This is a genomic window from Variovorax sp. 10N412, from assembly GCF_056394985.1.
Genome location: NZ_JBFTIO010000008.1, coordinates 242,706 through 254,965 on the forward strand (window position 1 = coordinate 242,706; position 12,260 = coordinate 254,965).

The following is a 12,260-nucleotide window of genomic DNA, read 5'->3' on the forward strand; positions in this document are numbered from 1 at the left end:
TCGTCATTCATTGAAGGTAGGAGGTGACGCGGCTCAGCGCGTAGAGCAGCAGCAGGTACAGCGCCATGTCGAACAGCGCGGGGTGCCACACCCAGCGGTACACGCCGGTGGCCGCGAGCAGGCGGCGCACGGCCCACAGGGCCACGAACGCGCCGAGGGCCAGCACCATGATCCAGGGCAGGTACAGGCCGTAGAAACTGGCTTCGCCGATCATGCGGAAGCTCCTTGAACGGGTGCGCTCGCCCGCAGGGGCTGCGCGTCGGGAAAGAGGTTGCGGCGCAGGCCGACCAGGGCGGTGACGGCGGCGCGCGAGGCGGCCGGCGCGGCGGTGTCACGCGCCTGCAGCACCGCATTCAGTGCGTCGTCGATCTGCGGCAGCAGGCTGGGCGGGCGCGGGTTCGTGCCGCCTTCGCCGCGCTGGCGGAAGAAGCGCGAGATGCTGCCCAGCAACGCAGCGGCAGTGGCCATCGGCAACTGCGCGCGCACGCGCTGCAGCACGGCGATGTCGGCGCCCATGCGCAGGTCGCGCAGCGCGTCGTTCGCGGCCACGCCTTCGACGGTGCCGCCCGCCTGCGCGATGCGCGGCGCGAGCAGGCCGATGCGGTCGAGCATGCGCACGGCATAGGCATCGCTTTGCGCGTACTGCGGCTGCGACGAGGCGGCCATGTCGCCCAGCTCGCGCCAGGTGGCGCGCTGGATGCGGCGCGCGCTCCAGTCGGCACCCACCGAACGCACCAGGCGGGTGACGCGCGCCGCGACCACCACGCCGACGATCTGGCCGATCATGCTATTGATGAAGCTCACCAGGTCGGAGCTGGCCGTGTCGTGCAGCGCCAGCGTGCCGCACACGCCGAAGATCAGCGCCATCGCCGGCATGAAATGCGTGGGGCGCGGCAGGTACAGGCCCAGCAGCAGGAACAGCGGCGCGCAGATGGCCACCAGCATGCCGAAGTCCTGCACCGTGGGCATCAGCACCAGCACATAGACCGCGGAGATGGGCACCGACCACAGCGTCCACTTCAGGAAGCCGTGGATGGCCGGCACCGGGTCGTCCATGGTGGCGAAGAAGCAGCAGAAGACGGCGGCCATCATGGTGGCGGCCGAGCCCATGGGCCAGCCGGTGACGATCCAGAACGCGCCGCACAGGCAGATGGCGATGACGGCGGCCAGCGCCGACAGCAGCGCCATGCCGTAGTCGCGGTGCAGCACGCGGGCGCCGAGCGCGGCGGTGCGGCGCAGCGGCGCGGCGCCCTTCAGGCCTTCGTCGATGTCCTGGCGCAACTGCGCGCAGGCGGTCCAGCCGTCGACGAGCTCTTCGAGGCGACCGGCCAGGCCGATGCGCAGGGCGCGGCCCCAGGGGGTGGGCGCTGCCGCCGCGCCGTCAGGCGTGGCGCTCGCGCTCAGCGCGTCGATGGCACGGCGCAGGGCCTGCAGGCGTTCGGCGCGGGCCGCACGGGCCGCTGCATCGGCGGCAGGTTCGGCTTCTTCGCGCAGCCATTGCGAGGCCTGCGCGAGCACGGCCGTCACGTCGCTCGCCAGTGCGCCTTCGGCCTGAACCAGCGCCTGCAGCCGGTCTTCGACGGCGGAGAGCGCGGGCGTGAGCGCGGCCACGCGGTCCTGCATCGCGCGAATGGCGCCGGCGGTCCAGCGCAGGTGCGTGGTGTCGAAGGGCACGTGGGTGGACAGCAGGCGCAACTGCGTGATGTCGCCGGCCAGGCGGCGGCGGTCGTCGTCAAGGCGACGGGGGTCGGCGCTTGCGCTGCGCTCGCCCTGGCCCGCGGGCTGCAGCAGGTCGCCGAGCCACTTGCGCGCGTCCACCAGCGTGCGGTCGAGCAGGCCGAGCACGGTCGGCGCGAGCCCCGCGGGAAACACCAGGCTGTGGACCAGCGTGGCGCAGAAGATGCCCAGGCCGATTTCTTCCACCCGCGCCATGGCGGTGTCGAACAGCACGAGCGGCGTCTGCACCGACGGAAAGCCGATCAGCGCGGCGGTGTAGCCCGCGAGCATGAACACGTACGAACGCGGCGTGCGGTCGAACAGCGAGATGCACAGGCACAGGCCGACCCACAGCGCGAGCACCAGCGTCAGCAGCTCGGGGGCGTTGGACAGCGCGGGCACCAGCAGCACGGTCGCGGTGCTGCCGATGAGGGTGCCGCAGAAGCGGTACAGCGCCTTGGAGCGCACCGCGCCGGCCAGCGGATGGGCCACGACGTAGGTGGTCATGAGCGCCCAGAACGGGCGCGGCAGGCCGGCACGGCTGGCAAGGTACATCGCGAGCATGGCGGCGGCGAAGCTCTTGGCGGAAAAGAGAAGCTCCGCGCGGGTGAAGCGCGGAAGGCTGAGCGTGGCCATCTACTTGCGGCCTTCCTCGGCAAGCGCAGGCTGCGCGGGCAGGTTCTGCACGGTGCGAACGCCCATGCGCTCCTCGAGCACGCCGAACACGCGCAGGCAGGCGGCAATGTCGGCGTCGGGCACGCCGTCGAACAGCGACGCGCGCATCAACGTCAAGGCGGCCTCGAGGGGCGCGCAGGTGGCCTTGCCGGCCTCGGTGAGGTGCAGGGTCTTGGCACGGCGGTCGGCCGGGTCTTCGCGACGTTCGACCAGACCGGCCTCGACCAGCTGGTCGACCGAGCGCACCAGCGACGGGCCTTCGATGCCCAGCGCCTCGGCCAGCACGCCCTGGCGCACCTCGCCGTTCATGCGCCCGAGCATCACGATGGGGTAGGCCAGCGTCTGCGAGACGCCGACGTGCGCCACCGCCTTGTCGGCCGCCGCGCGGTAGCCTCGCTGCAGCACCGCGAGCGACGTGCCGAGCCGCATCAGCGCCTGTTCACGCGGCTGTGGAAGGGTGTCGGGTTCGATCACGGTAGCTGCCTATTAGTTAGTCTGCTACCGATTATACGGGTTACTACTGATTCGTGCAGGCGAGCCTTCACAGCCCGGTCGATGCGGCCCGGACAATGGCCCGATGGAAACGGAAAAACTCGCGCACAACATTGCGCAAACGCTGGCAGGCGCCATGGCCTCGCCGAGCTTCTCGGTCGACGACTATCTCGATGCCCGGGACGAAGCGCCCTTCGACACCGACTGGTCCGATGCGCACGCGGGCCTTCAACGTGCGCTGAAGCGCCAGCCAGCAAAGACCCGCGAGCAGATCGAAGCGGCCTCGGCTGCGTTGCGCGAACCGGTGTTCAGGCAGGTGTTCGGTGCCTGCGGCAGCCACGACCTCGCGGCCTGCCTGCCGGACGACGCCGGCCTGATCCTGGAAACGGCGCTGGCCGGGGTGTCATCGGCGTGGGTCGACGCGCTGCGCAATTGCTACGCGTCGCATCGTCTGCCCCAAGGCGCGCTCGATGCGCGCGAGGCATGACGACGGCATGCAGCCGTCGCCAAAAAGAAAAGTGTGAAGCTCGCCGATAAGCCGGATTCTGTGCATCGAGGGCCTCTTGCGAAACCCTCGACGTGACCGCCATTACTCTGGGCCGTTTGTCGCCAAACGGCTCGATGCCACCTACCCGCCAGCTCAGCGGAACCACCTCGATACTGGCCTACTTGGTGTTGCTGCGCGCAGAGATTGCCCGTTTCACCCGAACTGAATCGGCTCGTCTCTGTTGCTCTGATCCTCACCTCACGGTGGAGAGTCGTTAACTCCTGCGCTGTCCTGTGCAGTCCGGACGTTCCTCCAGTGCGGTCTTTCGACACGGCGCCTTGCGGCGTCGCCCCTTGCGGGCTTGCACCAGCGGCGGTCTGGCGTGCTTCACGGGGCGGATTATCGCCTCATGAAGAAAGTGCCTCCTTTCGAGAGTCACGCGATGCCGCAGAACTCGCGCCGGTATTGCTCGGGCGTGGTGCCGGCCTCGCGCTGGAACATGGCGATGAAGGCCGACGCGGTGCTGTAGCCCAGGTCGAAGGCAATCTCCTGCACCGTGCGGCCGGCCTCCAGCGCGTCGATGGCGCGCAGGAAGCGCAGCCGCTGGCGCCAGTCGCCGAAGGACATGCCCAGTTCGCGCTGGCACTGGCGCGCCAGCGTGCGCTCGGTCATGTGCACGCGCTGCGCCCACTCGGCCAGCGAGCGGTGGTCGCCGGGCTCGGCCTGCAGCGCCTGCAGCACGGTGACCAGCGCGGGCGACGCCGCCGCCGGCAGGTAGCTGCGCTGCACCTCGGCCACGGCCAGCTGGTCGACCACGACGTGCGCCAGGCGCAGGTCGGCGGGCGTGGCCGGCACGTGCACGTCGCGCGCGGCGAAGTCGGCCAGCACGCTGCGGATGATCGGGCTGATGCGCACGATGCAGGCCTCGGCCGGCAGCTGAGCGCACAGGTCGGGCGCGATGTAGATCGAACGGTAGACGATGGCGTGGCGCAAGGTGCAGCCGTGCATCACGTGCGGCGGAATCCACACCGCGTACTGCGGCGGCGACAGAAAGCGCAGGCCCTCGGTTTCCATCTGCAGGGTGCCGTGCGCGGCGTAGTTCAGGTGGCCCCAGGTGTGGCTGTGCGACACGGCGAGCGTGTGGGCGTCGAACTCGTCGTAGCGGAAATAGAACGGGCCTTCCTGGTCCTCGACGTTCTGAATCTGCAGGTAGCGCGGCGTATCGGCCAATGGCGCGGTCTCCGGTGAAAGCGTCCGGATCGCCGGACGATATGTCCTGATTCAGCTATATGCCGCGAGACAGACGCGCCGATGATAGCGCCGTACCCCAAAGAAAGCTCCCTGCATGTGGCCCTACGCCTTCCCCCTGCTCGCCGTCGTCATCTGGTCGGGCAACACCGTCGTCAGCAAGATGGCCGCGGGCGCCATCGCGCCGGCCGAGATCAGCTTCTACCGCTGGCTGCTGGCCGCCGTGCTCTTCACGCCGCTGGCGCTGCGCCCGGTGCTGCGCAACTGGGGCGCCATCCGGCCGCAGCTGGGCCGCATCGCGATGCTCGGGCTGCTGGGCATGGTGGTCTACCAGAGCCTGGCCTACTACGCGGCCTACCTGACCACGGCCACGCACATGGGCATCATCGGCTCGCTCACGCCGATGATGGTGCTGGCGCTGTCGATCCTGCTGCTGGGCCAGCGGCTCACGGCGGGCGCGGTGGCGGGCTCGCTGGTGTCGATCGCGGGCGTTGCGGTGGTGGTGTCGTCGGGCGACCTCGGCACGCTGCTGAAGACCGGCGCGAACCTGGGCGACGCCCTGATGCTGCTGGCCATGCTGGCCTACGCCGTCTACGTGATCCTGCTCAAGCGCTGGGGCATGAAGAACGTGCCCGCGCTGCAGCTGCTGTACCTGCAGATCGTGTGCGCGGTGATGGCGCTGCTGCCGCTGTACCTGCTCACGCCGAAGATGGGCCTGTCGGCGGCCAACCTGCCGCTGGTCGGGTTCGCCGGCCTGGGTGCGTCGATGATCGCGCCGCTGGTGTGGATGCACACGGTGGCGCGGATCGGCCCGAGCCGCGCGAGCATGTTCTTCAACCTGATCCCGCTGTTCACCGCGCTCATCGCCGCTGCGGTCATCGGCGAATCTCTGGCGGCGTACCACGCGGTCGGCGGCGTGCTGACGGTGGCGGGCGTGCTGCTGGCCGAGCTGTGGAAGGCGCCGCTGCGGCGCAGCCGGGCGGTGGCGGGGTGAGCGAGGTGAACGGCGACAGCGCCGGGCTGCTGTAACCCCGCGCCCCGTCGGTGCGAACTAGAAGTTGCATTGGAAAAAACTTCGACCACCACCGACTGAAGGCCTGTCATGACGCAAAAAACTGGACGCCGCTTCGCCCTCGCCGCCGGCGCCTCCACGCTGGGGCTGGCCGTGGCCCAATCCCTCGGCCTGTTCGGCGTCGGCACGCGCGCGGCGCAGGCCGCGGAAAACGAGAAATTCGCGGTCACCCACACCGAGGCCGAATGGCGCAAGCTGCTCGACGCCAACCAGTTCGCGGTGCTGCGCCAGGAAGGCACCGAGCGCCCCTACACCAGCCCGCTGAACGACGAGCACCGGGCCGGGCGCTTCGCCTGCGCGGGCTGCGCGCTCGACCTGTTCTCCTCAAAGACCAAGTTCGACAGCAAGACCGGCTGGCCCAGCTTCTGGCAGCCGCTGGACAAGGCCGTGGGCGAGCACACCGACCGCTCGTTCGGCATGGCCCGCACGGAGGTGCATTGCAGCCGCTGCGGCGGCCACCTGGGCCATGTGTTCGACGACGGGCCCAAGCCCACCGGGCTGCGCTACTGCATGAACGGCGTGGCGATGAAGTTCACACCCGGAACGGCCTGACCCTCCTGCGCGGGGCGCGCAGCCGCGCGCCGAAAGCGGCCCGGCGTCACGCCCGCATGGCGTGTGAACGCGCGGTTGAACGCGGCCTCCGAGCGGTAGCCGACCGCTTCGCCCACGGAGGCGGTGTCCTGCCCGCCGCGGGCCAGCAGCCGCGACGCGAGTTCCATGCGCAGCATGGTCAGCAGCTCCAGCGGGCCGGTGCCCGTGCGCCGGGCGAACTCGCGCGCGAAGGTCGCGCGCGACAGATGGCAGCGCTCGGCCAGCAAAGCCACGGTCCATGGATGTTCGGGATGCGCCAGCATGGCCTCCAAGCCGGCGGCCAGCCGGGTGCTGGCCATGAGGCCGAGCACGCCCGACAGCTCGGCCCGCGTCTCGAGGTACGCCCGCACCCCCAGCGTGAACAGCGTGCCCGACAGTTCCGCCACGATGGCCGCCGCGCCTGGGCGCTGCTGCTCGATCTCGTGCGCCATCAGCCGCACCAGCGCTTCGAGCCACACCAACTCCGGGCGCCGCGCAAAGCAGACCACCATGCACTCGGGCAATGCCTCGAGCAGCGCGCTCCGCCGCCGGCCCGGGAACTCGAACTCGCCGCAGAGGATGTCGGTGTCGGCCTTGGCCGGTTGGCGCAGGTTGGTCTTCAGGTCGAGCAATTCGCCATGCCGCAGCCGGATTGCGCGGCCCGTACCCCAGCCTGCGGTTTCGGCATCTGCATCTGTGCGTGCTTCGCGCCCCGCGGTGCGCAGCACATGCGCCGAGCCCCTGGGCAGGATCACGAGGCTGCCCTCTTCCAGCGGCACCAGCGTGCCGCTTTCAGGCAGCCACAGTTCGCAGCGCCCCCGCAACAAGATGTGGAACGGCGCGCGCCACGGGCCGACGGGTTCGTGCGGCGCAGCCCAGTCGTGGCCGAACAGGCAGCGCAGGTCCATGCGGCCGCGCGGGTCCAGCCATCCGACGAGTTCGCTCAAGGGGTCCATAGGCTTTGATGTGAGACGCTGGAGCAATTTCAAGAGATTCTGCAGCATTCAAAATCCCGGCATGCAGGCCTACAGTTCATTCAGCTACTCCCAAGAGGTGAACAGAATGAACTCAGATCGCACGCCCGTTCCGGTGTCCTTTTTCAGCATGGCCGTCGGCCTGCTGGCGCTGGGCAACGCCTGGCGCGTGGCGGCGCCGCTGTGGCATCTGCCGCAGGACATCGCCACCGCCATCACCTGGAGCGGCCTTGCCGCATGGGTTGCGTTGCTCGCGCTGTACGCGCACAAGTGGCTGCACCATGCGGGCGATGCGCGCGCCGAGATCCAACACCCGGTGCAGTCCTCGTTCGCCGCGCTGGTGCCGGTGGCCAGCATGCTCGCGGCCATGGCGCTGCTGCCGTACACGCGGCCGCTGGCGCTGGCGGTGTTCGCGCTGTCCATCGCCGGGCAGTTCGCGCTCGGCCTGTGGCTCTACGGCCGGCTGTGGCAAGGCGGGCGCAAGCCCGAGCTGGTGACACCCGCCCTCTACCTGCCGGCGGTGGCGCAGAACTTCGTCGCCGGCACGGCGGCGGCCAGCTTCGGTTGGCCGCACCTGGGCATGCTGTTCTTCGGCGCCGGCCTGTTCTCGTGGTTCGCCCTCGAATCGCTGGTCCTGAGCCGCGCCGCCATCCAGGAACCCCTGCCCGAAGCGCTGCGCCCGCTGCTCGGCATCCAGCTGGCGCCGGCGGTGGTGGGCGGCGTGACGTACATGGGCATCAACGGCGGCGTGCCCGACCTGTTCGCGCAGATCCTGCTGGGCTACGGCATGTACCAGGCGCTGCTGCTCCTGCGCCTGCTGCCGTGGATCGCCCGGCAAGCCTTCACGCCGTCCTACTGGGCCTTCAGCTTCGGCGTGGCAGCACTCCCCACGCTCGCGATGCGCCTGCTCGCCGGCGGTGCGACAGGTCCGGTCGAATGGCTCGCGCCGTTGCTGTTCGCAGCGGCCAACCTGATCATCGGCGTGATGGTAACCAAGACCCTTGCGCTGCTGGTGCAGGGCAGCCTGTTGCCATCCGCAACACCCTCGCGCTGAAAGCGCGGCGGGCTGGTCCCACAATGCGCGCTGTCCGTCCGACCAACGCATTGCATCCCAGGAGACCCGACCCATGAAGGCCCAGAACATCCTCCAGACCATCGGCAACACGCCGCACATCCGCATCAACCGCCTGTTCGGCAATGCAAAGCAGCGGGTGTGGATCAAGTCCGAGCGCGCCAACCCCGGCGGCTCGATCAAGGACCGCATCGCGCTCGCGATGGTGGAAGACGCCGAGAAGAGCGGCGCGCTCAAGCCCGGCGGCACCATCGTGGAGCCCACCTCGGGCAACACCGGCATCGGCCTGGCGATGGTGGCGGCCGTCAAGGGCTACAAGCTCATCCTGGTGATGCCCGACAGCATGTCGGTCGAACGCCGCCGCCTGATGCTGGCCTACGGCGCCAGCTTCGACCTGACGCCGCGCGCCGGCGGCATGAAGGCCTCCATTGCCCGCGCCGAGGAAATCGTGGCCGGCACGCCGGGCGCGTGGATGCCGCAGCAGTTCAACAACCCGGCCAACGTCGAGGTGCACGTGCGCACCACGGCCGAGGAAATCGCGGCCGACTTTCCCGACGGCATCGACGTGCTCATCACCGGCGTGGGCACGGGCGGCCACATCACCGGCGTGGCGCGGGTGCTGAAGAAGAAGTGGCCGAAGCTGCAGGTGTTCGCGGTGGAGCCCGTGGCCTCGCCCGTGATCTCCGGCGGCGCGCCGGCGCCGCACCCGATCCAGGGCATCGGCGCGGGCTTCATTCCGAAGAACCTCGACACCTCGCTGCTCGACGGCGTGCTGCAGGTCGACGCCGAACCGGCGCGCGAAATGGCCCGCCGCTGCGCGCAGGAAGAAGGCATGCTGGTCGGCATCTCGTCGGGCGCCACGCTCGCGGCCATCGCCCAGAAGCTGCCTTCGCTGGCACCCGACGCGGTGGTGCTGGGCTTCAACTACGACACCGGCGAGCGCTACCTGTCCGTCGAAGGCTTCCTGCCGGCCTGACAGGCGGTAACAGGGCCATCCGTCAGCTATCCCTTTCATAGCGCCTGCGGCGCTTAAAATGCGCGGCCTGCTTGATAACCACAAGCCCTACGCCGCCCCCATGCTGAGAATCTCCGAACTCAAACTCCCTCTCGACCACGCGCCCGACGCGCTGGTCACCCTGATCGCAAGAACGCTGGCCGTTCCGCCCGACGCGATCGCCTCGCACACCGTCTACAAGCGCAGCTTCGACGCGCGCAAGGTCGAACTGCTCACGGTCTACATCTGCGACGTGCAGCTGACCGACGCGAAGCTCGAGGCCAGCCTGCTCGCGCAGCACGCGGGCCACCCGCACATCCAGGCCGCGCCCGACATGCGCTACACGCCGCCGGCCGATGCGCCCGAAGGCACGGCGCGCCCGGTGGTCATCGGCTTCGGCCCCTGCGGCATCTTCGCGGCGCTGATGCTCGCGAAGATGGGTTTCAGGCCCATCGTGCTGGAGCGAGGCAAGACCGTGCGCCAGCGCACCCGCGACACCTGGGGCCTGTGGCGCAAGAGCACGCTCAACCCCGAGTCGAACGTGCAGTTCGGCGAAGGCGGCGCCGGCACCTTCTCCGACGGCAAGCTGTACAGCCAGATCAAGGACCCGCGCTTCCTCGGCCGCAAGGTGATGGAAGAGTTCGTGAAGGCCGGCGCGCCCCCCGAGATTCTTTACGTCGCGCATCCGCATATCGGCACCTTCAAGCTGGTGAAGGTGGTGGAGAACATCCGCGAGCAGATCGTGGCGCTGGGCGGCGAAATTCGTTTCGAGCAGCGCGTGACGGACGTGCACATCGAGGACGGCCCGCACGGCAAGCGCTTGCGTGGCCTCACCGTGCTCGACCAGACGACCGGCACCCGCAGCGACCTGCGCGCCGACCACGTCGTGATGGCGCTGGGCCACAGCTCGCGCGACACCTTCGAGATGCTGCATGCGCGCGGCGTGCACATCGAGGCCAAGCCCTTCTCCATCGGCTTTCGCGTGGAGCACCCGCAAGGCCTGATCGACCGCGCGCGCTGGGGCCGCCATGCGGGCCACCCGCTGCTGGGCTCGGCCGACTACAAGCTGGTGCACCACGCCAGCAACGGCCGCTCGGTCTACAGCTTCTGCATGTGCCCCGGCGGCACCGTGGTCGCGGCCACCAGCGAGCCGGGCCGCGTGGTCACCAACGGCATGAGCCAGTACTCGCGCAACGAACGCAACGCCAACGCGGGCATCGTGGTGGGCATCGACCCCAAGGACTTCCCGGGCTGGAAAGCCGATGCACCGGGCGATGCGCTCGCCGGCATCGTGCTGCAGCGCGAACTCGAATCCAATGCCTACGTGCTCGGCGGCAGCAACTACCACGCGCCCGGCCAGCTGGTGGGCGACTTCGTCGCGGGCAAGCCTTCCACCGCGCTCGGCAGCGTGACGCCGTCGTACAAGCCCGGCGTGACGCCCACCGACCTGCACCAGGCCCTGCCCGCCTACGCCATCGAGGCCATGCGCGAGGCATTCCCCGCCTTCGGGCGCAAGATCAAGGGCTTCGACACGCACGACGCGGTGCTCACGGGTGTGGAAACGCGCACCTCGTCGCCCATCCGCATCACGCGCGGCGACGACTTCCAGAGCCTCAACGTGCGCGGCCTGTACCCCGCCGGCGAAGGCGCGAGCTACGCGGGCGGCATCCTGTCGGCCGGCGTGGACGGCATCAAGGTGGCCGAGGCCGTGGCGCATGCCGTGCTGGCCGCGTCCGAGCGCGAACGCACCGCAAGCGTCTGATGACGGCCATGCACTTCGCCCGCCCCACCTTCGGCCAGTTGACCGCGGCCACGCTGGCCATGGCCGCGGTGGTGCTCGCGTCCAACATCCTGGTGCAGTTCGCCCTCAACGACTGGCTGACCTGGGGCGCCTTCACCTACCCGGTGGCCTACCTCGTGAGCGATCTCGTCAACCGGCGCTTCGGTCCCGGCATGGCGCGTCGCGTGGCGTGGGTCGGCTTTGCGGTGGCCGTGGGCGTGTCGCTGCTGCTCGCGCCCGCGCGCATCGCGGCGGCCTCGGGGCTGGCCTTCATCGCCTCGCAGCTGCTCGACATCGGCGTGTTCGACCGCCTGCGCCGCGGCCTCTGGTGGCGCGCGCCGCTGGTGGCCACGGTGATCGCTGCGGTGCTCGACAGCATCGTGTTCTGGGGCATCGCCTTCGCGGGCACCGACGGGCCGTGGCTCACCTGGGCGCTGGGCGACCTCGGGGTGAAGCTGGGCGTGGGCGTGCTCATGCTGCTGCCGTTCCGGCTGCTGATCGGCCGGCAGGCCGCCCGGGCTTCGGCCCTGAGCCATTGAGGTCCAACGATGTCGAACGACGGCTTTCATTTCTACGAACCCGCCAAGGGCCACGGCCTGCCGCACGACCCGTTCAACGCGATGGTCGGGCCGCGCCCCATCGGCTGGATCTCGTCGCAAGATGCGAACGGCGTGCTCAACCTCGCGCCCTACAGCTTCTTCAACGCCTTCAACTACACGCCGCCGATCGTGGGCTTTGCCAGCATCGGCGCCAAGGACAGCCTGCACAACATCCGCCAGACGCGCGAGTTCGGCTGGAACCTGGCCACGCGCCCGCTGGCCGAGCAGATGAACCGCTCGTGCGCCGCCGTGCCGCCCGAGGTGAACGAGTTCGAGCTCGCCGGGCTCACCACGGCCGCCTCCCAAACCATCGCCGTGCCGCGCGTGGCCGAAAGCCCGGTGTCCTTCGAGTGCCGGCTCACGCAGATCCTGCAGCTCGAAGGGGTGGACGGCACGCCCGTGCAGACCTGGCTGGTGCTGGGTGAAGTGGTGGGCGTGCACATTGCCCGCCACCTGCTGAAAAACGGCATCTACGACACCGCCGCGGCGCAGCCGATCTTGCGCGGCGGCGGACCGGCGGACTATTTCGAAGTCAGCCCCGACAATCTCTTCAAGATGTTCCGGCCGCGCTGAACGCGCAC

13 protein-coding genes and 1 other RNA gene are annotated in these 12,260 nt (G+C 69.5%); 8 read left to right on the forward strand and 6 right to left on the reverse strand.

Going from position 1 to position 12,260, the window contains the following annotated elements; translation table 11 throughout:
* Positions 1-7 precede the first annotated feature (7 nt).
* Genes AC1DJH_RS20540 through AC1DJH_RS20550 form a run of 3 tightly spaced genes read right to left on the reverse strand, consistent with a single transcriptional unit; the run spans position 8 to position 2,820 of the window.
* Entirely contained in the window at positions 8-214 is a 207-nt protein-coding gene (locus AC1DJH_RS20540) for a DUF1656 domain-containing protein (protein WP_116910611.1), read from the reverse strand.
* Positions 211-2,352 carry an FUSC family protein gene (locus AC1DJH_RS20545; protein WP_478186959.1) on the reverse strand — a complete coding sequence of 714 codons (2,142 nt, stop codon included), beginning with the start codon at positions 2,350-2,352 and terminating at the stop codon, positions 211-213. The genes AC1DJH_RS20540 and AC1DJH_RS20545 overlap by 4 nt, the downstream gene beginning before the upstream one ends.
* Entirely contained in the window at positions 2,353-2,820 is a 468-nt protein-coding gene (locus AC1DJH_RS20550) for a MarR family winged helix-turn-helix transcriptional regulator (protein WP_472125565.1), read from the reverse strand.
* 148 nt (positions 2,821-2,968) lie between these two features.
* On the opposite strand from AC1DJH_RS20550, the gene AC1DJH_RS20555 reads away from it, so the two are divergent.
* Positions 2,969-3,370, forward strand: a complete 402-nt coding sequence (locus tag AC1DJH_RS20555; protein ID WP_478186960.1) for a hypothetical protein — start codon at positions 2,969-2,971, stop codon at positions 3,368-3,370.
* A 31-nt stretch (positions 3,371-3,401) separates the two neighbouring features.
* Here AC1DJH_RS20555 and rnpB read toward each other — a convergent pair.
* Positions 3,402-3,759, reverse strand: an RNA gene (gene rnpB, locus AC1DJH_RS20560) — RNase P RNA component class A.
* 46 nt (positions 3,760-3,805) lie between these two features.
* Positions 3,806-4,600 (reverse strand): AraC family transcriptional regulator, encoded by a 795-nt coding sequence (locus AC1DJH_RS20565; protein WP_478186961.1) that lies wholly within the window; start codon positions 4,598-4,600, stop codon positions 3,806-3,808.
* A 115-nt stretch (positions 4,601-4,715) separates the two neighbouring features.
* Here AC1DJH_RS20565 and AC1DJH_RS20570 point away from each other — a divergent pair, with 115 nt between their 5' ends.
* Both AC1DJH_RS20570 and msrB read left to right on the forward strand, forming a co-directional pair.
* Positions 4,716-5,612 carry a DMT family transporter gene (locus AC1DJH_RS20570; protein ID WP_478186962.1) on the forward strand — a complete coding sequence of 299 codons (897 nt, stop codon included), beginning with the start codon at positions 4,716-4,718 and terminating at the stop codon, positions 5,610-5,612.
* Positions 5,613-5,720: 108 nt separating this feature from the next.
* The gene (msrB, locus tag AC1DJH_RS20575) at positions 5,721-6,242 is read left to right on the forward strand and encodes a peptide-methionine (R)-S-oxide reductase MsrB (RefSeq protein ID WP_478186963.1); all 522 of its coding nucleotides are present in this window, start codon (positions 5,721-5,723) and stop codon (positions 6,240-6,242) included.
* Here the strand turns inward: msrB and AC1DJH_RS20580 are convergent.
* Entirely contained in the window at positions 6,194-7,207 is a 1,014-nt protein-coding gene (locus AC1DJH_RS20580; protein WP_478186964.1) for an AraC family transcriptional regulator, read from the reverse strand. The two genes, msrB and AC1DJH_RS20580, sit on opposite strands and share 49 nt — an antisense overlap.
* 115 nt (positions 7,208-7,322) lie before the next feature.
* On the opposite strand from AC1DJH_RS20580, the gene tehA reads away from it, so the two are divergent.
* The 5 genes from tehA to AC1DJH_RS20605 all read left to right on the forward strand — a co-directional run bounded on the left by tehA (position 7,323) and on the right by AC1DJH_RS20605 (position 12,252).
* Complete coding sequence (gene tehA, locus AC1DJH_RS20585) at positions 7,323-8,288, forward strand: dicarboxylate transporter/tellurite-resistance protein TehA (RefSeq protein ID WP_478186965.1); 966 nt, start codon at positions 7,323-7,325, stop codon at positions 8,286-8,288.
* Between the two features lie 73 nt (positions 8,289-8,361).
* Positions 8,362-9,282 (forward strand): cysteine synthase A, encoded by a 921-nt coding sequence (cysK, locus tag AC1DJH_RS20590; protein WP_478186966.1) that lies wholly within the window; start codon positions 8,362-8,364, stop codon positions 9,280-9,282.
* A gap of 100 nt (positions 9,283-9,382) precedes the next feature.
* Positions 9,383-11,062: an NAD(P)/FAD-dependent oxidoreductase gene (locus AC1DJH_RS20595; RefSeq protein ID WP_478186967.1), complete on the forward strand. Its 1,680-nt coding sequence runs from the start codon at positions 9,383-9,385 to the stop codon at positions 11,060-11,062.
* Positions 11,062-11,619, forward strand: coding sequence for a VUT family protein (locus tag AC1DJH_RS20600; RefSeq protein WP_435438004.1), 558 nt, complete (start codon positions 11,062-11,064; stop codon positions 11,617-11,619). The genes AC1DJH_RS20595 and AC1DJH_RS20600 overlap by 1 nt, the downstream gene beginning before the upstream one ends.
* A 9-nt stretch (positions 11,620-11,628) precedes the next feature.
* A complete protein-coding gene (locus AC1DJH_RS20605) occupies positions 11,629-12,252 on the forward strand; it encodes a flavin reductase family protein (RefSeq protein ID WP_478186968.1) in 624 nt (207 codons plus the stop codon).
* Positions 12,253-12,260 lie beyond the last annotated feature (8 nt).